Source organism: Pseudomonas shirazica, assembly GCF_015168335.1.
Taxonomy (GTDB): domain Bacteria; phylum Pseudomonadota; class Gammaproteobacteria; order Pseudomonadales; family Pseudomonadaceae; genus Aquipseudomonas; species Aquipseudomonas asiatica.
Map to the genome: position 1 here is coordinate 5,526,456 of NZ_CP063456.1, position 20,601 is coordinate 5,547,056.

General features: G+C 63.5%; 20 protein-coding genes. 13 read left to right on the plus strand and 7 right to left on the minus strand.

Annotated elements, in window-relative coordinates; all coding sequences use genetic code 11:
- Positions 1–55: 55 nt before the first annotated feature.
- Complete coding sequence (locus IMX18_RS25500) at positions 56–2,461, minus strand: penicillin acylase family protein (RefSeq protein WP_217189995.1); 2,406 nt, start codon at positions 2,459–2,461, stop codon at positions 56–58.
- An 86-nt stretch (positions 2,462–2,547) separates the two neighbouring features.
- Here IMX18_RS25500 and IMX18_RS25505 point away from each other — a divergent pair, with 86 nt between their 5' ends.
- A complete protein-coding gene (locus tag IMX18_RS25505) occupies positions 2,548–3,114 on the plus strand; it encodes a sugar O-acetyltransferase (RefSeq protein ID WP_025341014.1) in 567 nt (188 codons plus the stop codon).
- Here the strand turns inward: IMX18_RS25505 and IMX18_RS25510 are convergent.
- Complete coding sequence (locus IMX18_RS25510) at positions 3,093–3,662, minus strand: DUF6436 domain-containing protein (protein WP_217189994.1); 570 nt, start codon at positions 3,660–3,662, stop codon at positions 3,093–3,095. The genes IMX18_RS25505 and IMX18_RS25510 overlap by 22 nt on opposite strands.
- Before the next feature lie 233 nt (positions 3,663–3,895).
- Between IMX18_RS25510 and bipL the strand changes: the two genes are divergently transcribed.
- Positions 3,896–4,822, plus strand: coding sequence for a phospholipase BipL (bipL, locus tag IMX18_RS25515; protein ID WP_100412812.1), 927 nt, complete (start codon positions 3,896–3,898; stop codon positions 4,820–4,822).
- On the opposite strand, the gene IMX18_RS25520 is transcribed toward bipL, so the two are convergent.
- Positions 4,823–5,575 (minus strand): DUF2059 domain-containing protein, encoded by a 753-nt coding sequence (locus tag IMX18_RS25520; protein WP_015272197.1) that lies wholly within the window; start codon positions 5,573–5,575, stop codon positions 4,823–4,825. It abuts the gene before it with no gap.
- Positions 5,576–5,688: 113 nt separating this feature from the next.
- Here IMX18_RS25520 and IMX18_RS25525 point away from each other — a divergent pair, with 113 nt between their 5' ends.
- The gene (locus IMX18_RS25525; protein ID WP_024087880.1) at positions 5,689–6,321 is read left to right on the plus strand and encodes a 2OG-Fe(II) oxygenase; all 633 of its coding nucleotides are present in this window, start codon (positions 5,689–5,691) and stop codon (positions 6,319–6,321) included.
- Positions 6,308–6,811, plus strand: a complete 504-nt coding sequence (locus tag IMX18_RS25530; RefSeq protein ID WP_015272195.1) for a 2-thiouracil desulfurase family protein — start codon at positions 6,308–6,310, stop codon at positions 6,809–6,811. The genes IMX18_RS25525 and IMX18_RS25530 overlap by 14 nt, the downstream gene beginning before the upstream one ends.
- 91 nt (positions 6,812–6,902) lie before the next feature.
- Here IMX18_RS25530 and IMX18_RS25535 read toward each other — a convergent pair whose 3' ends face one another.
- Positions 6,903–7,391 (minus strand): substrate-binding periplasmic protein, encoded by a 489-nt coding sequence (locus IMX18_RS25535; protein WP_217189993.1) that lies wholly within the window; start codon positions 7,389–7,391, stop codon positions 6,903–6,905.
- 224 nt (positions 7,392–7,615) lie between these two features.
- On the opposite strand from IMX18_RS25535, the gene IMX18_RS25540 reads away from it, so the two are divergent.
- Positions 7,616–8,092 (plus strand): DUF4399 domain-containing protein, encoded by a 477-nt coding sequence (locus IMX18_RS25540; protein ID WP_015272193.1) that lies wholly within the window; start codon positions 7,616–7,618, stop codon positions 8,090–8,092.
- A 105-nt stretch (positions 8,093–8,197) separates the two neighbouring features.
- Here the strand turns inward: IMX18_RS25540 and serA are convergent, their stop codons facing one another.
- Positions 8,198–9,427, minus strand: a complete 1,230-nt coding sequence (gene serA / locus IMX18_RS25545) for a phosphoglycerate dehydrogenase (RefSeq protein WP_003258542.1) — start codon at positions 9,425–9,427, stop codon at positions 8,198–8,200.
- Positions 9,428–9,597: 170 nt separating this feature from the next.
- Between serA and IMX18_RS25550 the strand changes: the two genes are divergently transcribed.
- The 4 genes from IMX18_RS25550 to IMX18_RS25565 all read left to right on the plus strand — a co-directional run bounded on the left by IMX18_RS25550 (position 9,598) and on the right by IMX18_RS25565 (position 13,720).
- Positions 9,598–10,995 carry an FAD-binding oxidoreductase gene (locus tag IMX18_RS25550; protein ID WP_015272192.1) on the plus strand — a complete coding sequence of 466 codons (1,398 nt, stop codon included), beginning with the start codon at positions 9,598–9,600 and terminating at the stop codon, positions 10,993–10,995.
- A 25-nt stretch (positions 10,996–11,020) separates the two neighbouring features.
- Positions 11,021–11,686 (plus strand): fumarylacetoacetate hydrolase family protein, encoded by a 666-nt coding sequence (locus IMX18_RS25555; RefSeq protein ID WP_015272191.1) that lies wholly within the window; start codon positions 11,021–11,023, stop codon positions 11,684–11,686.
- Between the two features lie 120 nt (positions 11,687–11,806).
- Positions 11,807–12,727 carry an SdiA-regulated domain-containing protein gene (locus tag IMX18_RS25560; RefSeq protein ID WP_015272190.1) on the plus strand — a complete coding sequence of 307 codons (921 nt, stop codon included), beginning with the start codon at positions 11,807–11,809 and terminating at the stop codon, positions 12,725–12,727.
- A 90-nt stretch (positions 12,728–12,817) separates the two neighbouring features.
- Positions 12,818–13,720, plus strand: coding sequence for an SdiA-regulated domain-containing protein (locus IMX18_RS25565; RefSeq protein WP_015272189.1), 903 nt, complete (start codon positions 12,818–12,820; stop codon positions 13,718–13,720).
- 116 nt (positions 13,721–13,836) lie between these two features.
- On the opposite strand, the gene rpiA is transcribed toward IMX18_RS25565, so the two are convergent.
- Positions 13,837–14,511 (minus strand): ribose-5-phosphate isomerase RpiA, encoded by a 675-nt coding sequence (gene rpiA / locus IMX18_RS25570; protein WP_013974672.1) that lies wholly within the window; start codon positions 14,509–14,511, stop codon positions 13,837–13,839.
- Positions 14,512–14,646: 135 nt separating this feature from the next.
- On the opposite strand from rpiA, the gene ilvA reads away from it, so the two are divergent.
- A complete protein-coding gene (gene ilvA, locus IMX18_RS25575) occupies positions 14,647–16,161 on the plus strand; it encodes a threonine ammonia-lyase, biosynthetic (protein ID WP_015272188.1) in 1,515 nt (504 codons plus the stop codon).
- A 195-nt stretch (positions 16,162–16,356) separates the two neighbouring features.
- Entirely contained in the window at positions 16,357–16,782 is a 426-nt protein-coding gene (locus IMX18_RS25580) for a DUF2269 domain-containing protein (protein WP_015272187.1), read from the plus strand.
- 129 nt (positions 16,783–16,911) lie between these two features.
- Here the strand turns inward: IMX18_RS25580 and IMX18_RS25585 are convergent, their stop codons facing one another.
- Positions 16,912–17,568: a histidinol-phosphatase gene (locus IMX18_RS25585; protein ID WP_003258535.1), complete on the minus strand. Its 657-nt coding sequence runs from the start codon at positions 17,566–17,568 to the stop codon at positions 16,912–16,914.
- 141 nt (positions 17,569–17,709) lie between these two features.
- On the opposite strand from IMX18_RS25585, the gene IMX18_RS25590 reads away from it, so the two are divergent.
- Entirely contained in the window at positions 17,710–18,189 is a 480-nt protein-coding gene (locus tag IMX18_RS25590; protein ID WP_003249017.1) for an RNA pyrophosphohydrolase, read from the plus strand.
- Positions 18,190–18,211: 22 nt separating this feature from the next.
- Positions 18,212–20,491, plus strand: coding sequence for a phosphoenolpyruvate--protein phosphotransferase (ptsP, locus tag IMX18_RS25595; protein ID WP_015272186.1), 2,280 nt, complete (start codon positions 18,212–18,214; stop codon positions 20,489–20,491).
- Positions 20,492–20,601 lie beyond the last annotated feature (110 nt).

The following is a 20,601-nucleotide window of genomic DNA, read 5'->3' on the forward strand; positions in this document are numbered from 1 at the left end:
GTATTCGAAATTGTCGGGGGCCGCTTTGCGGCCCATTCGCAGCACAAGTCTGCTCCTACAGGGGATCGCGGTCTCTTGTAGGAGCAGCCTTGTGCTGCGAATGGGCTGGCACCAGACGCAAGGTACTCTGCGCCGGAATCACCCCCATCTGCGCCTTCTGGTACTGCCCCTGCACATAACCTTCGGCCTGATCCGCAAAATGCCTGTCGAACGGCACACCACTCTGCCCGACCGGGTTGGTGGTCAGCGCCTGCCCGGCATCGGCAAAGTCGACCAGCCGCCGCGTCGACGGCCCATAGGTCACCGGCCATGGCGCCGGGCCGATCTTCGCCGAGAGGTTGTTCGGCACTTCATGGGTGCCCGGTGCGGCGAACGGGCCGACGTTGAACAGCAGGTTCAGCGGCTTTTTGACCCCCAGCGGGTGGTTGTGGGTCAGGGTATGGGCCTTGCCCCACTGCCAACTGGCCGGGTCGTTGCCCAGGGTTTCCCGCAGGTGCTTCAAGCTGTTCTGCCACGCCATCCGCACCACGGCGTTACGGTCGGTGCGCTGGTTGGCTCCGCGGGTGTTCCACCACGGTGAATCGGCATCCGCCGCCAGGCGCGGCAGGGCTGCGTCGATGGCGCGGGTGCTGATCAGCACCGGGAACCAGGTGTCGCCCAGCTCGTCATGCAAGGCCGCGAATGCCAGCTCGTAGAGGAACTGGTTGAACAGCGTGGCACTGGTCGAGTCGAGCGGGTAGTCGCCGCTCCAGGCTGCCAGTTGCTCGACCAGCTCCTTCTCTTCGTCACCTTCGGCCACTGCGCGCAGCGTTGCCAGCAGTGGTGCAAGGGTGCGCGGGCCATAGTCGCTGCCAGTGTCCAACTGCAGCGCCTGGCTATTTTGGGTATCCCACTTCACGTCGGGGTTGGCCAAGTGGCGATCGAGCTGGCGGCCTCGGTCCGGCAGGTTGTAGTAACCGGGTATCGGCACTGCTGCTGGAGGCTGGTAGTTGGCCGAGACAATGTAGTCGCGTGCCGGGTTCTCCTGCTGCGGGTTGACGCTGAAGGGGTAGAAGCCGAGCTTGTCGGCCTGCGCACTGGCACCGTCGAGGATGAACGCGGGGTCGACGCCGTCGGGGCGTATCGGCAACTGCGCCGCCGCCCACCAGCCGATATCGCCACGGGCATTGGCCCACACCAGGTTCAGCCCCGGCGCATGCACCTTGGCCGCGGCCTCGCGCATCTTGCCCAGGGTATCGGCGCGGTTGAGCTGGTAGAAACCGTCGAGGATCGGGTTTTCGGTTTCCAGGAACGCCCACCACATGGCGATTGGCGTGGGCCCGGCAGTGGCACCCAGCACGTCGTTGACGATCGGGCCATGGGGCGACCGGCGGAGGCTGAGGGTGACCGGTGCTTCGCCTTTGACGGCAATCTGCTGCTCGGTCTTTTCCAGCGCCTGCCATTTGCCATCGACCATCACCTGGTTGGCGTCGGCAGGGTTGGTTCGCTCGGCGATCAGGTCGACGTCGTCATTCTGGAACATGGTCAGGCTCCAGCCGAAGTCGCGGTTGTGGCCGAGCAGGGCGAACGGGTTGAGCGCCTGGAAGTAGCCATACAGGTTGAAGCCCGGCGCCGACAGCTCGGCCTCGTACCACACCGCTGGCACCGCAAAACCGATGTGCGGGTCGCCGGCCAGCAGCGGCCTGCCGCTGCGGGTGCGGCTGCCGGCCACGGCCCAGGCGTTGCTGCCCTCGAATTGCGGGATGCCCGCATCGCCCAGCGCATCATGGCTGAGGCGGGCGAGGGCCTCCAGGCTTTGCCAGTCGGCAGCGGCCAGCGGTGTACCCAAGGCGCCCTCGGGCTGCCAGGCGAGATCGAAGATGTTCAGGTACTCAGGGCCCAGCTGGTCGCGGATATAGGTGAGCGCGGGTTCGGTGCGAAACGCGGCGGCAAAGCTGTAGGCCAGGTAGCCGGCGATGCTCAGGGTGTCTTCGGCGCTGAAGGGGCGTGGGGTGATGCCGAGCAGGTCGAACTCCACGGGTTTTGGGTGGCTGGCCTGCCAGCTGTTCACTCCGTCGAGGTAGGCTTGCAGGGCTTGCCAGGCGGGCGATTGCCGGTCCTGACGCTTGGCCATCAGTGCTGCCTGTTCGCGAATGCGCAGGCTGCGGAACAGGGTATCGGTGGGCAGCAGCTTGTCGCCCAGCACCTCGGCCAGCTCACCCCGGGCCAGGCGGCGCAGGATCTCCATCTGGAACAGCCGGTCCTGGGCATGCACGTAACCGAGGGCACGGTACAGGTCCGGCTCGCTCTGCGCCTGCAGGTGCGGCACGCCGCGGGCATCGTAGCGCACGCTGACCGGCGCCTGCAGGCCGGCAATGGCCACCTCGCCCTCGCGTTGCGGCAGCTTGCCCTGCACGTACCAGTATCCGGCGCCGGCGGCCACGGCAACCACCACGGCCAACAGGGTCAGGCTGCGCTTCATGCAGGCTCCTTGTGCGTTCAAGCGAAAAATGTGGTCCGATGATCGGCGGATTCGCGAACAGAGCATAGCCCCAGGAAGGAGTTTCCATGTCCCTCAGCGAAAAACAGAAAATGCTTACAGGCCAGCTCTATCACGCTGGCTGCCCCGAGCTGCAGGCCGAGCAGATCGCCAACAAGCACTGGATGCACCGCTACAACAGCAGTGTCGAGTTGCTCAACGACGCACGTCATGGGCTCCTGGTAGAGCACTTTGGCCAGGTCGGCGAAGGCGCGGTGATCCGCCCGCCGTTCTATTGCGACTATGGCTACAACATCAGCGTCGGCCGCAACACCTTCATGAATTTCAACTGCGTGATCCTCGATGTGCTGCCGGTGCATATTGGTGATGACTGCCAGATCGGCCCCAACGTGCAAATCTATACCGCCGACCACCCGCTCGACCCCGAGGTGCGCCGAACTGGTCTGGAGAGTGGCCGGCCGGTGACCATCGGCAACAACGTGTGGATCGGCGGCGCGGCGATCATCCTGCCGGGGGTGACCATTGGCGATAACGCCGTGGTGGGTGCCGGTAGTGTGGTCACCCGTGACGTGCCGGCAGGCGCGGTGGTGGTGGGCAACCCTGCGCGGGTGCGTCAGCCGGCCCAGGGGCAGTAGCAGCCCACCGCCAGGGTATTGGAGGCACTCACCTGGCGGCCGTCGAGTAGCGCTTTGAGGATCGGCTCGATGAAGCTGTTGCTGGCATTGCACACGGCGCCTTCGCTGTAGGGGCCGAAGTAGGCCAGGTGGCCTTGCCGGTCCCAGATGGCCACGGCCGGGGAGGCGGGCAGGTGTTCGCTGCCGGGCACGCTGGCGAGTGGCTTGAGGGCGGTGAGGTTGGCGGGCAGCTGGCCGTGGCTGTCGGGCTTTTGCAGCACGTGGAAGGTCACGCCCTGGCTGGCGAACTGGTTGACCAGGTCGCCCAAGTGCTGCTGGTTGCCGACGTTGCACGGGCAGGCCGGGTCCCAGAAATGCACTACCCGGATCGGGCCGGGGCCGGCCAGCTCGGCGGGCAACTGCAGCTGGCTGCCGTCGAACAGCGTGGCCTTGTTGTCGAACGGGCGCAGGTAGCGGGCCTGGAAGGTGGTGTAGGCCTGCCAGAGGATGGCCACGCCGACCAGAAGGGCGATTGCCGTGCACAGCGGTTTGATGATCCGAGTCTTCATGAAGTATCCGCGGCCCCCTGTAGGAGCGGCCTTGCGTCGCGATGGGGTGCGAAGCGCCCCCAAGATTTGTGCCCCACGCTGAGATTGCCGGGGCCGCTGTGCGGCCCTATCGCGACACAAGGCCGCTCCTACAGGGGATCGGTGGTTGATGTTCGATGGTGAGCAAGCTTGCCACGACGCCAGCCAGAGCTGAATATCCCAGATCAATACTTGCTTCACTGTGGATGTACCCGATGCCCGCTGCCTTTCACCCTGACCTCCTGCGCACCAGCCTGGCGCCGTTGACCGCTCGCCAGCCGTTGTCGGCGCAGGCGCAGGACTACCAGCGCTTCTATGGCCTGAACCTGTCGGCCCACAGCTGGCTGGGCGGCTTCCAGGCCGCAGGCTTCGAGCTGGTCGGGCAGGCCTGGCTACCCGACCAGCCGAGCGCGACGCTGTTCCTGCTGCACGGCTATTACGACCATATGGGCCTCTACCGGCATGTGATCGATTGGGCGCTCAAACAGGGTTTCGCCGTGATCAGTTGCGACCTGCCCGGCCATGGCCTGTCCAGCGGCGAGCGGGCCAGCATCAGTGATTTCGCGGTTTACCAGCAAGTGCTGGAGGCTTTGTTCGAACAGGCGCGCACGCTGCAACTGCCGCGCCCCTGGCACCTTTGCGGGCAAAGCACCGGTGGCGCCATCGCCGTGGACCACCTGTTGTACCAGGGCGCGCGCAGCCCCATCGATGGCCAGGTCATCCTGTTGGCGCCGCTGGTGCGGCCCTGTGCCTGGCGCTGGTCGAAGCTGAGCTATCGCGTGTTGCGTCACTTCGTGAATGGCATCGAGCGGCGCTTCAGCGAGAACACCAATGACCCGACCTTCCTGCCGTTCCTCGAAGCCGACCCGCTGCAACCGCGCCGTCTGCCAACCGCCTGGGTGGGCGCCTTGATTGCCTGGGTCAAGCGTATCGAAGCCGCGCCGCGCAGCTCGCGGCGGCCGTTGATCGTGCAAGGAGAAGCGGATGGCACAGTGGACTGGCCGTACAACCTCGAAGTACTCAAGGCCAAGTTTGCCGAGCCGCAGATTCTGATGCTGCCCGAGGCCCGTCACCACCTGGCCAACGAGCTACCTGGCATTCGCAAGCGCTACTTCGACTTCATCGACCAGCGCCTGAACTGATCACTTCAGGTCGTTGGTGCTCTGGCCAACCGCCAGGCCTGCGCGTACAGCGGCCAGGGCTGCCTGGTAGTAAGCCTTGCCGTCCGGCGACTCGGCAAAGGTGGCGAACTCTTCCAGCTCGGCATCGGACAGGTCGCGGTAGACATACAGCAGCGTGTTGTTGAGGTCTTCGCCAATCTGGCTCATCAGACGCTGGCGCTGACCATCGAGCAGGCCCTGGGCCTGACCGCCGCCGAACAGGCCGGGGATCATCGAACTGAGGCTGTCGGCAGCCACGCCGGCGATGGCCAGGCTCACTTCGGCGCCGGCTTCGCGCGCCGGCAGGGCCTGGGCCAGATGCCCGATTATCAGCAGGCGATCATCGCTGGCCTGGATCTTCGGCAAGCCCTTGGCATTCCTGGCCAGTTCGTCCTTGCGTGTGGCCTTGAGCTCCGCAGCCACCACCTTGCGCCCCAGCGGCGACCGGAAGAAAGCCAGCGCCGGTGCCGGGTTGGCCAAGGTTGCGCGCAGCTGCGCCTGGGCGCGACGGTCCACCGCCTGGGCCTGGAAGCGCTGGTTGCTGTTGTTTACCAGCGCCTGGTACACGGCGGGTGGCAAACTGTTGCGGTAGCGTTCCTGGGCAGCGGTCAGGGCATCATTGAAATGGGCGCGCTGGTCGGGCCAGCCGGCGGCCTTGTACAGTTGATCCAGGTTGTCTGCCCAGACAGGCACGGTGCAGATCATCAGCAGAATCAGGGAAAACAGACGGCGCATTCAGGACTCCTGTCGGCAGGTGGCTATTGTCCGTGGCCGGGCGCCGGTTTGTCGAGATATCCGCGTGCTTCTCGGCCAAGTGGCGCTGTGCGCCGGCATGGCTAATGGATATGATGCGCGCCATGCACATCTCCCCTGAACACCCGATGCTTGCGGCCGTCGTCGACGATCTGGCCACCCATGGCTGGTCCCAGCAGGCGCTTTTTCTGCCTGCCGACCTGGTGCGTGCGCTCGCGGCCGAGTGCCGGCGCCGTGATGCCGAAGGCGAACTCAACCCTGCAGGGGTTGGGCGCGGTGCTGCCCAGGAGGTGCGCGAGGCCATTCGCGGCGACCAGATCCAGTGGATCGACCCCGGCCAGGCCGAGGCCTGCGACCAGTACCTGAGCGCCATGGACCAGCTGCGCCAGGCCATCAACCAGGGCCTGTTCCTTGGCCTGGAAGACTTCGAGTGCCATTTTGCCTTGTACCCGCCAGGGGCGTTCTATCGCCGGCACCTTGACCGCTTCCGCGATGATGACCGGCGCATGGTGTCGGCAGTCCTGTACCTGAATGAAGGCTGGCAGCCGCAGGACGGTGGCCAGTTGCGCATGTTCCTGGCGGATGGTGTCGAGCATGATGTCGAGCCGGTGGCGGGCTGCCTGGTAGTGTTCCTGTCGGGCGAGGTGCCCCATGAGGTGCTGCCGGCCGGGCGTGAGCGGCTGTCGTTGACCGGCTGGTTCCGACGCCGTGGCAATGACCCGTTCTGACCTGCCCAAGGTGCTGGTCAGCGCCTGCCTGCTGGGGCAGCCAGTGCGCTATGACGGCCGAGCCAGTGGTCACCCCGACCTGTTGCAGCGCTGGCAGGCCGAAGGTCGCGTGGTGCCGTTGTGCCCGGAAGTGGCGGGTGGCTTGCCGACTCCACGGCCGCCTGCAGAGATACCGGGCGGGCAGGGTGGGGAGGTGCTCGATGGTGACGCGCAGGTGCTTACGGTGACGGGCGAGAATGTCAGCGCCGAGTTCCTGGCCGGGGCGCAGCGGGCGCTGGACCTGGTGCGCCGGCATGGCATTCGCGTGGCCGTGCTGAAGGCTGGAAGCCCTTCGTGTGGCAACCGGTTGACCTATGACGGCACGTTCAGTGGTGTGAAGGTGGCCGGGGAAGGGGTGACCACGGCATTACTGCGGCGGGCGGGGGTGCTGGTGTTCAGCGAGCTGGAGCTGGAACTGGCGGAGCAGGCGTTGGCTGGGCTTTCGGCTTGAGCCTGTCCCGGCCCTTTCGCAGCACAAGGGTAAGCGATCCCTGTAGGAGCAGCCTTGTGCTGCGAAGAGGCCGTGATAGGCAATAAAGCGCTTACTGCCCGGACGCAGTCTCAGGCACACCCTTGAACCACTTCTGCTCAAGCTCGGCAGTCCGCCCGCTGTCCTTGAGCCGCTGCAGTGCATTGTTCACCGCGCTCTCGAACGCCGGGTTGTCCTTCTGGAACGGGATCACCAGCTGCTTCTCGCCAAACGGCAGGCTCATATCGAGCTGGCCGTCACCTTTGGGCGATTCGCTCGACGGGGTCAGTGCGATGTCGTACTTGCCACTCTCGACACCGGGCAGTACCTCTGCCGCAGGGGCTTCGATGAACTCGGCGCGCAGGTCCAGTTCCTTGGCCAGCGCCTGGCCGAAGTCGATCTCGAAGCCGCTCAGGTGGTCATTTTCCTTGAATGCGTACGGCGAGTTGTCGGCCTGTACGGCTATGCGCAGTTCGCCCCGGTCGGCAATTTCGTCTATCAGCTCGGCCTGAGCCAATGGCGTGATCAGTATCGCCAGCATTACTCCTATGGTCGAACGCATTAAAGCCCCTTTTCTCTTTGGCAGATGAATAACCTTCGCCACGGCTTTCTTCCTCGCCGTGGTCGAGCGCAGCCTATGACCTTGAAGCCTCGGCATTGTTTAACCCTGATTGAAATATTTCTGCCTGAGGATGTGAACATCTGGGCAAACATATCAACTAAGGTGAACCACCGCCGCCACTGGAATACTGGCGGCGGTCAATAAGTGAATCACAGGAGAAGTGAATGAACAGCCTATTTTCGCGTGCTGCCGTTGCTGGTCTGATGATGGGAGCGTCGATGTTCGCCAGTGCCGCAGATGCCCTGAAGAGCCAGGAGCCGCCCAAGGATGCCAAGGTCTTCATCGTTTCCCCTGCCGATGGCGCCACGGTCGACAAGACCTTCACCGTCAAGTTCGGCATCGAGGGCATGGCGCTCAAGCCTGCGGGTGACAACACCCCGCACTCCGGCCACCACCACCTGCTGGTGGATGTGGATAAAGAGCCGGTGGCCGACATGGCCCTGCCGGCCAGCCTGATGCCACAGGCCGGCACCGCGTTGCCGGATGGCCCGCAAGTATTGCACTTCGGCAAGGCGCAGACCGAAACCAGCATTACCCTGACCCCAGGCAAGCACACCCTGCAGCTGGTGCTGGGTGACCAGTATCACGTGCCGTTCAAGCCGAGCGTCGTGTCGCAGAAGATTACTGTCGACGTGAAATAGGGGTTGAGCTCTTCGCGGGCAAGCCCGCGAAGCAAGCGACACCAATGTCACAGGCAAAAAAAGGGAGGCCACCAGGGCCTCCCTTTTTTCATGCCGCCAGCGAACTTAGAACAGCACGCGGGAACGGATGGTGCCCTTGACCTGTTGCAGCTTCTCTTGCGCCAGGTCGGAGTACTCGGCGTCAACGTCGATCACCACGTAACCGACTTTCTCGTTGGTCTGCAGGAACTGACCAGAGATGTTGATGCCGTTCTCGGCGAAGACCTTGTTGATTTCGCTGAGCACGCCCGGGATGTTTTCGTGGATGTGCAGCAGGCGGTGCTTGCCTGGGTGCGCCGGCAGGGCCACTTCCGGGAAGTTGACCGAGGATACCGAGGTACCGTTGTCGCTGTACTTGACCAGCTTCTCGGCCACTTCCAGGCCGATGTTGGCCTGGGCTTCGGCAGTGGAACCACCGATGTGCGGGGTCAGGATCACGTTGTCCAGGCCACGCAGCGGGCTTTCGAACTGCTCGTCGTTGGAGCGCGGCTCCACCGGGAACACGTCGATGGCGGCGCCGATCAGGTGCTGGTCCTTGATGGCGGCGGCCAGGTGGTCCAGCTCGACCACCGTGCCGCGTGCGGCGTTGATCAGGATCGCGCCCTTCTTCATCGCGCGGATTTCCTTCTCGCCGATCATCCACTGGGTGGACGGCAGCTCAGGCACGTGCAGCGAAACGATGTCGGCCAGGCCCAGCAGCTCGTGCAGGCTGGTGACCTGCACGGCGTTGCCCAGTGGCAGCTTGGTCAACGGGTCGTAGAAATACACCTGCATGCCCATGTTCTCGGCCAGGACCGACAGCTGGGTGCCGATCGAGCCGTAACCGACGATACCCAGCTTCTTGCCGCGGATTTCGAAGGAATTGGCCGCGCTCTTGATCCAGCCGCCACGGTGGCAGGAAGCGTTCTTCTCGGGGATGCCGCGCAGCAGCAGGATGGCTTCGGCCAGTACCAGTTCGGCTACCGAACGGGTGTTGGAGTATGGCGCGTTGAACACGGCGATACCGCGCTCGCGGGCAGCTTCCAGGTCGACCTGGTTGGTGCCGATGCAGAAGCAGCCAACGGCGACCAGTTTCTTGGCGCAGTCGAAGATCTCTTCGGTCAGCTGGGTGCGCGAACGGATGCCGATGAAGTGGGCATCTGCGATCTTTTCCTTCAGCTCGGCTTCCGGCAGCGAACCAGTGAGGTATTCGATGTTGGTGTAGCCGGCGGCCTTGAGGGTATCGACCGCGTTCTGGTGCACACCTTCAAGAAGAAGGAACCGGATCTTGCTCTTGTCGAGAGAAGTCTTGCTCATCTGCGTAAACCTGTATCCCGGAGAAAAAATGGCGAGGGTGATGCCAGGCGCAAAGGCGGCCTTAGCATGAACAGCGGGAGGGCTATGCTAGCATACGCGACACAATCTGAGCTTATCCCGACAGGTGAAGAGTGCTCAGGGTGACTATGAATAAGTCGAGAGTTCCAGCGATGACCCACCCCGCTGTAATTGATGAACTGATGACCCTTGTCGACCCTGGCAAGGTCCTGACCGACGCAGCTTCCCTGGAAGCCTATGGCAAGGACTGGACCAAGCATTACCCACCGGCACCCAGCGCCATCGTCTTTCCCAAGACGGTGGAGCAGGTGCAGGCGATCGTGCGCTGGGCCAATACGCACAAGGTGGCGCTGGTGCCGTCTGGCGGGCGTACCGGGCTTTCCGCAGGCGCCGTGGCGGCCAATGGCGAAGTGGTGGTCGCCTTCGACTACATGAACCAGATTCTCGGCTTCAATGCCTTCGACCGCACCGTGGTCTGCCAGCCAGGGGTGATTACCCGCCAGCTGCAGGCCTACGCCGAAGAACAGGGCCTGTATTACCCCGTGGACTTCGCCTCCAGCGGTTCCAGCCAGATTGGCGGCAATATCGGCACCAATGCCGGCGGAATCAAGGTGATTCGCTACGGCATGACCCGCAACTGGGTGGCCGGGTTGAAAGTGGTGACCGGCAAGGGTGAGCTGCTGGAGCTGAACAAGGACCTGATCAAGAACGCCACCGGCTACGACCTGCGCCAGCTGTTCATCGGTGCCGAAGGTACCCTGGGCTTCGTGGTCGAGGCCACCATGCGTCTGGACCGTGCGCCGCGCAACCTCACCGCGATGGTGCTGGGGACCCCGGATTTCGACTCGATCATGCCGGTGCTGCATGCCTTCCAGGGCAAGCTGGACCTGACCGCCTTCGAGTTCTTTTCCGACAAGGGCCTGGCCAAGATCCTGGCGCGTGGCGATGTGCCGGCACCGTTCGAGACCGACTGCCCGTTCTATGCGCTGCTGGAATTCGAGGCCAGCACCGAGGAGGTGGCCAACGAAGCCCTGGCCACCTTCGAGCACTGCGTCGAGCAAGGCTGGGTGCTGGACGGGGTGATGAGCCAGAGCGAGACCCAGCTGAAAAACCTGTGGAAACTGCGCGAGTACCTGTCGGAAACCATCTCGCACTGGACCCCGTACAAGAACGACATTTCTGTCACGGTGTCGAAAGTGCCAGCGTTCCTGCGCGATATAGATGCCATCGTCGCCGAACATTACCCGGATTACGAAGTGGTGTGGTACGGCCACATCGGCGACGGCAACCTGCACCTGAACATCCTCAAGCCCGAGCACATGAGCAAGGACGACTTCTTCGCCTCGTGCACCAAGGTCAACAAGTGGGTGTTCGAGATCGTCGAGCGCTACAACGGCTCGATCTCCGCCGAGCATGGTGTGGGCATGACCAAGCGTGACTACCTGGGCTATAGCCGCTCGCCCGAAGAAATTGCCTGCATGAAGGCAATAAAGGCCGTGTTCGACCCTAACGGCATCATGAATCCGGGTAAGATCTTCGCACCTGAATAGAAAGCAGTGTCCAGAGGAGTCGGCCATGAGTTACCAGCATCAGTACGTAGACGGCACACGCATTCACTTCCCGCTGGGCAAGGTGGTTTGCATCGGCCGTAACTATGCCGAGCATGCCAAGGAGCTGGACAATCCGATCCCCACCGAACCGCTGCTGTTCATCAAGCCGGGCAGCTGCGTGGTACCAGCCGAGGGCGGCTTCAAGATCCCGACGGAACGTGGCTCGGTGCACTATGAGGCGGAAATTGCCGTGCTGCTGGGCAAGCCGCTGTCGACTCACCCGAGTGAGGAAGAGGTGCTGGACGCCATTTCCGGCTATGCACCGGCGCTAGACCTTACCCTGCGTGACGTGCAGGCCAAGCTGAAAGAGAAGGGCCTGCCCTGGGAGTTGGCCAAGTGCTTCGATGGCGCCTGCGTACTGCCGCCGTTCGTGTCGGCCGCCAGCTTCGAGGATGTGACCGACATCCCGGTGCGCCTGACCGTCAACGGCGAAGTTCGCCAGGATGGTAACAGCGCGATGATGCTCAACCCGATCGTGCCGATGATCCAGCACATGGCCGCGCATTTCTCGCTGCAGGCGGGGGATGTGATCCTCACCGGTACCCCGGCGGGTGTGGGGCCGTTCAATGTCGGTGACGAATTGGTGCTGGAGTTGCCGGGTGTGAGCCGCTTCGAAAGCCGGGTGCTCTGACTCGAGACCGCGTCGCCTTCTTCGCGGGTAAACCCGCGAAGAGGCCGGTCCTGTTTACCGATTTTTCACACCTGATCCGGATAATGCGCGAATCTTCGCCCATTTCCCCAGGACCCCTGCATGCCATCTCCCTCCAGCGCACCGGCAACCCCCAAGCGTCGTTTCTTTCTGCGCTGGCCCTTCGGCCTGGCTGTGGCGGCGGTAGTCGGCTATGGCGTGGCCGTAGCCATGCACTGGGACGACCGCGGTGCGCTGTGGGTCAAAGAAAGTTTCGAAAGCGCCGCCGAGCGCAGCGAGAGCGTATGGCTACCAGACTACAAGGTCGACATCAATGCCAAACCGTTGCCGGGCATGGACGACGATGAAGCTTCAGATGTGGCCTTCAACCCGCGTACCCGCACCCTGTTCGCAGTCATGGGCAAGAACCCGATCCTGGTCGAACTGAGCCTGGATGGCGATGTACTGCGCAAGATCCCCCTCAACGGCTGGAACAACCCGGAAGGCGTCGCCGTACTGGAAGACGGCTACCTGGCAATCACCGATGAGCGCCTGCACGACCTGACCGTGGTCAAGGTGGATGCGCAGACCACCTCGTTGAACCATGATGATTTCCAGAGCCACGACCTGGGCCCGTCGTTGAAGAGCAACAAGGGCTTCGAGGCGGTGGCCTGGGACCCGCTGCGCCAGCGCCTGGTCATCGGCGAGGAGCGCCCGCCCAGGCTGTATACCTGGAATACCGACGGCCGCAGCCCGCTCACGGGTGAAAAACAGCTTTTGCCCAGTGATGAACTTGACCTGCGCAACCTATCGGCGCTTGGCGTGGATCCGCGTACCGGCCACTTGCTGGTGCTGTCGTCCGACTCCAACATGCTTCTGGAACTGGACGAGCAGGGCCAGCAAGTCAGTTTCATGACCCTGCTCGGCGGTTTCAACGGCCTGCAGGACACCATCCCGCGTGCCGAAGGGGTGGCCATGGACGACAAGGGCAACCTGTACATGGTCAGCGAGCCTGCACTGTTCTATCGCTTCAGCAAAAACTGACCCAAACATCCGACTTTTCGGATGCTGGCATTAAGCTTTACTTCAGTTGTTCGTGATTAGATTCGTCACCCCTGTGTCGAGTCTTCCCTCATGCGCCGTTTTGTTCGTCCGTTCCCTGTTCTGGTCGTTATCGGCCTGATCCTGCTCGGCTTGGCCGGGCAGGAGTTTCGCCTGTTCGAGCGTGGCTGGTTCAACCTCAACGCCTGGTGGCAGCCAGCCGAGCAAAGCATCGGCCTGGACCGTTACCGGGTGGTGGTGGAGGCGCAGCCGATCGAGGGGCTGGATGACGACATCTCGGCGCTGACCTACGACCCCGACCGCAAGACTCTGTTTACCGTTACCAATGCACGCTCGGAGCTGATCGAGCTGTCGCTGGACGGGCGCATCCTGCGCCGAGTGCCGCTGACCGGCTTCGGCGACCCGGAAGCCGTGGAGTACGTCGGGCCCAACAGCTATGTGATCACCGACGAGCGTCAGCAGCGGCTGATTCGCGTGCGCCTGGAGGACGACACGATGTTCCTCGATGCCGGCGATGCCGAGCAGCTGACCCTGGGCATTGGCCTGAATGGCAACAAGGGCTTCGAGGGGCTGGCCTATGATTCGGCGGGCAAGCGCCTGTTCGTGGCCAAGGAGCGTGACCCAATGCTGATCTACGAGGTGCATGGCTTCCCGCACGACAATCCTGAGCAGCCCTATGCGGTGCATGTGGTGCAGGACCGCAAGCGTGATTCGCGACTGTTCGTGCGGGACCTGTCGAGCTTGCAGTTCGATGAGCGCAGCGGGCACCTGCTGGCGCTGTCGGACGAGTCGCGGCTGGTGCTGGAGCTGGATGTGGAGGGCCGGCCGCTGAGTACCTTGTCGTTGCGCAAGGGGTTCCAGGGGTTGCAGGCGACGGTGCCACAGGCGGAGGGGATTGCGATGGATGAGGCGGGGACCATCTATCTGGTCAGTGAGCCGAACCTGTTCTATGTGTTCAAACAGCCAGCGGAGTGAGCAGGTGGGGCTGCTTTGCAGCCCATTCGCAGCACAAGGCTGCTCCTACAGGAAACCGCGTACCCCTGTAGGAGCAGCCTTGTGCTGCGAATCGAGGGCGAAGCTCTAGCAGAAAGTTACTCGGCCTTGAGGCTCTTCACGCCCTCAGAGGTACCCAGCAGCAGCAAATCTGCCGGCCGCGCCGCGAACAGGCCGTTGGTCACCACGCCAACAATGGCATTGATCTGCGCTTCCAGCTCCACCGGGTTGGTGATCTGCAGGTTGTGCACATCGAGGATCACGTTGCCGTTGTCGGTAACCACGCCCTCACGGTACACCGGGTCACCGCCCAATTTGACCAGCTGGCGCGCCACGTGGCTGCGGGCCATCGGGATCACTTCGACCGGCAGCGGGAACGCGCCCAGCACCGGTACCAGCTTGCTGGCATCGGCGATGCAGATGAAGGTCTTGGCCACGGCGGCGACGATCTTCTCGCGGGTCAGGGCTGCGCCGCCGCCTTTGATCAGGTTCAGGTGCGCGTCGCTCTCGTCGGCGCCGTCCACGTAGAACTCCAGTTCGCTGACGCTGTTCAGCTCGTAGACCGGGATGCCATGGCCCTTCAGACGCTGGGCAGTGGCTTCGGAGCTGGCGACCGCGCCGTCGAAGGCGGTCTTGTGCTGAGCCAGGGCGTCGATGAAGAAGTTGGCGGTCGAACCGGTGCCGACGCCGACGACGCTCTTTTCATCCAGCTTGGGCAGAATGAAGTCGACAGCGGCCTGGGCGACGGCCTGTTTGAGTTGGTCCTGGGTCATGCGGGCTCCGAGAGGGGGCAGGGCGGTTTTGAAAAGAGCCTAGTATAACGGCTCGGGCGGCTTTGCTGTGGTCGCCCGACGTAGCGCTGGGGTAGACTCCCAGCCCTTGTCCCGCGGCCCAGTGATGCATTCCCGATGCTCGAACAGTACGTCAAGAAGATCCTCACCTCGCGCGTCTACGACGTTGCGGTCGAAACCCCGCTGCAGAGCGCCGGGCAGCTGAGCAAGCGCCTGGGCAACCAGATTCTGCTCAAGCGCGAAGACCTGCAGCCGGTGTTCTCGTTCAAGATCCGCGGGGCCTACAACAAGCTGGCCCAACTGACCCCGGAAGAACTGGCCCGTGGCGTGGTCACCGCCTCGGCCGGCAACCACGCCCAGGGCCTAGCCCTGGCCGCGCGCGAGATGGGCATCAAGGCCACTATCGTGATGCCCAAGACCACCCCGGAGATCAAGGTCGAGGGCGTGCGTTCGCGGGGCGGCAAGGTGGTGCTGCATGGCGACTCGTTCCCCGAGGCGCTGGCCTATTCGCTGAAACTGGTCGATGAAAAGGGCTTCGTCTACGTGCACCCCTACGACGACCCGCACACCATCGCCGGGCAGGGCACCGTGGCCATGGAGATCCTGCGCCAGCACCCAGGCCAGCTGGACGCGATCTTCGTGCCGGTGGGTGGCGGTGGCCTGATCGCCGGCATTGCTGCATACGTGAAATACCTGCGCCCGGAAATCAAAGTGATTGGTGTCGAGCCGGACGACTCCAACTGCCTGCAGGCGGCCATGGCGGCCGGCGAGCGCGTGGTGCTGCCGCAGGTCGGGCTGTTCGCCGACGGCGTGGCGGTGGCGCAGATCGGCCAGCACACCTTCGACATCTGCCGCCATCATGTGGATGAAGTGGTCACCGTCAGTACCGACGAAATCTGCGCGGCTATCAAGGATATCTACGATGATACCCGCTCGATCACCGAACCTGCCGGTGCCTTGGGCGTGGCGGGCATCAAGAAGTACGTCGAGTTGTACGGCGTGACCGGGCAGACCCTGGTGGCCATCGACTCCGGTGCCAACGTCAACTTCGACCGCCTGCGCCATGTGGCCGAGCGTGCCGAGCTGGGTGAAAAGCGCGAAGCGATCATCGCCGTGACCATCCCTGAGCGCCCGGGCAGCTTCAAGGCCTTCTGCGAGGCTATCGGCAAGCGCCAGATCACCGAATTCAACTACCGCAAGCACACCTCCGACGAGGCGCATATCTTCGTCGGCGTGCAGACCCACCCGGAAAACGACCCGCGTGCGGCGCTGGTACAGCAACTGACCGAGCAGGGCTTCCCGGTTACCGACTTGACCGACAACGAGCTGGCCAAGCTGCATATTCGCCATATGGTTGGTGGTCATTCGGCCGGTGCCAGTGACGAGATGGTGCTGCGCTTCGAGTTCCCCGAGCGGCCGGGGGCGCTGTTCAACTTCCTCAACAAGCTGGGCGGGCGCTGGAACATTTCGATGTTCCACTACCGCAACCATGGCGCCGCTGACGGGCGCGTGGTGGCGGGGTTGCAGGTGCCGGAGGACGAGCGCCACATGGTGCCGGCGGCGCTGGCGAAGATCGGCTACCCGTACTGGGACGAAACCGACAACCCGGCTTACAAGCTGTTCCTGGGCTGAGCGGCTAAGCTAAGCCAGATATCTCGCTTTTTGTAGGAGCGGCCTTGTGTCGCGATGGGCCGCAAGGCGGCCCCGGCAATGTGTGATCATGGCCGAGATCCCGGGGCCGCTTTTGCGGCCCTTTCGCGACACAAGGCCGCTCCTACAAGGGTTAGGGGCTGCTGCAAAAATGGCCTGACAAAGGACAATTCGGACATGGAACACCTGACCACCCTCAAGACCCTGCACATCATCGCCACCGCGCTCCTGCTGCTGGGTGCTCTGGGCCTGGCGCTCTGGACCGTGCGCGCCCGCCGCCAGGGCGATGCCGAGGCCTACGCCAAGCTGCTGCGTCGGCCGCTGGTGTTCGTCTGGCTGGTGATGGGCCTGTGCCTGGTGAGCATGCCGTTCACCGGCTGGTGGCTGGTGCACCTGGTGGGCTGGCCGCTGGGGCAGACCTGGGTGCTGGCGTCCAGCGTCATCTATACGCTGGGCGCGTTTGCCGTGTGGTGGCTGCTGGTGCGGTTGAACCGGCTGCGCAAGGCCGAGGTGGTGGGGCTGCGCTTTACCTTGGCACTGGCGGTGTTCAGTGGGGTTTGCTTCCTGTCCATCGCCGGGCTGATGGGGGCCAAGCCGGTCTGACAGCTTTGTGCTGTATGTGCTGGCCTCTTCGCGGTTAAACCCGCTCCTACAGGATCTGAGCAAGGCTTGAGGGCTGTGCAGTACCTGTGGGAGTGGGTTTACCCGCGAAGAGGCCGGCACAGGAAAACCTCAATCCCGCAGCGAAACCACAGGCCACCCACGCATCTCGGCCTCCGCCCGCAGCTTCGGGTCGGGGTCCACCGCCACCGCATGCGCCACCCGCTGCAACAGCGGCAAATCGTTCATCGAGTCGCTATAGAAATAGCTGTCCTCAAGGTCGAAGCCGTTTTCCAGCATCCAGCGCTCCAGCCGCGTCACCTTGCCTTCACGGAAACACGGTATATCGGTACTACGTCCGGTATAGCGGCCATCACGCGTTTCGCATTCGGTCGCCAGCAACACGCGAACCCCCAGGCGCCGGGCAATCGGTGCGGTGACGAAGCGGTTGGTGGCGGTGATGATCACCAGCTGGTCGCCGGCCTCGCGGTGCTGCTGCAGCAAGGTCAGCGCCTTGGGCAGGATGATCGGCTCGATGCAGGCGCGCATGAAGTCGCGGTGCCATTCGTCGAGCTGGGCTACCGGTGTTGCCGCAAGGATTTCCATGGAAAAGGCCAGGTAGGCCTGCAGGTCCAGGGTGCCGTTCAGGTATTCCTGATAGAAGCCATCGTTGCGTTGCTTGTAGGTAACCGGGTCGAGGATGCCGCGCTGGCAAAGGTAGTCACCCCAGGCATGGTCGCTGTCGCCACCGAGGAGGGTATTGTCCAGGTCGAATAAAGCCAGGCGCATCGCGGTCACTCGCATAAGCCACAGGGTAGGCCCGCAGAATACGGAGTTTTCACGCTGCTGCACATAAGCTTGGCGGGCGCGTTGCTGCGCTCGCAAGCTTTGTGGAACAATGCGGTGACATGCGTTTGCGAGGTTGCTGCCGTGATCGACCCGGATGGTTTTCGCCCCAATGTCGGGATCATTCTCACGAATGATGCCGGGCAGGTGCTATGGGCTCGACGGATCAACCAGGATGCCTGGCAGTTTCCCCAGGGTGGCATCAACCCTGACGAGACGCCGGAAGATGCCCTGTACCGCGAGCTGAACGAAGAAGTTGGCCTTGAACGCGATGATGTGGAAATTCTTGCCTGCACCCGTGGCTGGTTGCGTTATCGTTTACCCCAGCGACTGGTGCGTACGCATAGCCAGCCGCTGTGCATCGGCCAGAAGCAGAAATGGTTCCTGCTGCGTCTGGTCAGCAACGAACAACGGGTGCGGATGGACCTGACCGGCAAGCCGGAATTCGACGGCTGGCGCTGGGTCAGCTATTGGTACCCGCTGGGCCAGGTTGTGACATTCAAGCGCGAGGTCTACCGACGCGCCCTGAAAGAGCTAGCACCGCGTCTGCTGACGCGCGACTGACGACGGAGTTCGACCCCGAGCCATGCTCAATACGCTGCGCAAGATCGTCCAGGAAGTAAACTCCGCCAAAGATCTCAAGTCGGCGTTGGGGATCATTGTCTTGCGTGTCAAGGAGGCCATGGGCAGCCAGGTCTGCTCGGTCTACCTGCTCGACCCGGAAACCAACCGCTTCGTGCTGATGGCCACCGAAGGCCTGAACAAGCGCTCCATCGGCAAGGTCAGCATGGCCCCCAACGAAGGCCTGGTCGGCCTGGTCGGTACCCGGGAAGAGCCGCTGAACCTGGAAAACGCTGCCGACCACCCGCGTTACCGCTACTTTGCCGAAACCGGCGAGGAAAAATTCGCCTCCTTCCTCGGTGCGCCGATCATCCACCACCGTCGCGTGGTCGGGGTATTGGTCATCCAGCAAAAGGAGCGTCGCCAGTTCGACGAGGGCGAAGAAGCCTTCCTGGTCACCATGAGCGCCCAGCTCGCAGGGGTTATCGCCCACGCCGAGGCTACTGGCTCGATCCGTGGCCTGGGCCGCCAGGGCAAGGGCATCCAGGAAGCGCGCTTCGTCGGCGTACCGGGCTCGCCTGGCGCCGCCGTGGGGCGCGCAGTGGTGATGCTACCGCCAGCCGATCTGGAAGTGGTGCCGGACAAGACCGTCGATGACATCGACGCCGAACTGAAGCTGTTCCAGAACGCCCTCGAAGGTGTGCGCGACGATATGCGCAAGCTGTCGGCCAAGCTGGCCACCCAGCTGCGCCCGGAGGAGCGTGCACTGTTCGATGTGTACCTGATGATGCTCGAAGACGCGGCTCTGGGCGGTGAGGTGACCGAAGTCATCAAGACCGGCCAGTGGGCCCAGGGCGCACTGCGCCAGGTGGTGGGCGAGCACGTCAACCGCTTCGAGCTGATGGACGATGACTACCTGCGCGAGCGCGCCTCCGACGTCAAGGACCTGGGCCGGCGCCTGCTGGCCTACCTGCAGGAAGCCCGCGCGCAGTCGCTGGTGTATGCCGACAACACCATCCTGGTGAGTGAAGAGCTGACCCCGGCGATGCTCGGCGAAGTGCCTGAAGGCAAGCTGGTCGGACTGGTCTCGGTACTGGGCTCGGGCAACTCCCACGTCGCCATCCTGGCTCGCGCCATGGGCATCCCCACGGTGATGGGCCTGGTCGATTTGCCTTATTCCAAGGTCGACGGCATCGAGATGATCGTCGACGGCTACAAGGGCGAGGTGTTCACCAACCCCAGCGAAGTGCTGCGCAAGCAGTACAGCGACGTGGTCGAGGAGGAGCGCCAGCTGGCCCAGGGCCTGGATGCCCTGCGCGAACTGCCGTGCGTTACCCCGGACGGCCACCGCATGCCGCTGTGGGTCAACACCGGCCTGCTCGCCGACGTGGCCCGTGCCCAGCAGCGTGGCGCCGAAGGGGTGGGGCTGTACCGCACCGAAGTGCCGTTCATGATCAACCAGCGCTTCCCCAGCGAGAAAGAGCAGCTGGCCATCTACCGCGAGCAGCTGGCGGCCTTCCACCCGCTGCCGGTGACCATGCGTACCCTCGACATCGGTGGCGACAAGTCGCTGTCGTACTTCCCGATCAAGGAAGAAAACCCGTTCCTCGGCTGGCGCGGCATCCGCGTCACCCTCGACCACCCGGAAATCTTCCTGGTTCAGACCCGCGCCATGCTCAAGGCCAGCGAGGGGCTGAACAACCTGCGTATCCTGCTGCCGATGATTTCCGGCATCCATGAGCTGGAAGAGGCGCTGCACCTGATCCACCGCGCCTGGGGCGAGGTGCGTGACGAAGGCACCGATGTGCCGATGCCACCAGTTGGCGTGATGGTGGAAATTCCTGCGGCGGTTTACCAGACCAAGGAGCTGGCGCGGCAGGTGGACTTCCTGTCGGTCGGTTCCAACGACCTGACCCAGTACCTGCTGGCGGTGGACCGCAACAACCCGCGGGTCGCCGACCTGTACGACTACCTGCACCCGGCGGTGTTGCAGGCGCTGAACACGGTGGTGCGCGACGCCCATGGCGAAGGCAAGCCGGTGAGTATCTGCGGTGAGATGGCCGGTGACCCGGCAGCGGCGATCCTGTTGATGGCCATGGGCTTCGACAGTCTGTCGATGAACGCCACCAACCTGCCGAAGGTGAAGTGGATGCTGCGCCAGATCAACCTGGTCAAGGCCAAGGAATTGCTGACCGAGGCACTGAGCCATGACAACCCGCAGGTTATCCACAGCTCGCTGCAACTGGCCCTGAAAAACCTTGGGTTGGCGCGGATGATCGGGCCTGGGGCCAATAAGACCCTCTGAATGCGGGGTGCCTGTTCCGGCCTCTTCGCGGGTTTGTGGGAGCGGGCGTGCCCGCGAAGCAGGCGACTCGCTGTATGGCACCGGCTTCGCCGGTGTTCGCGGGCTCGCCC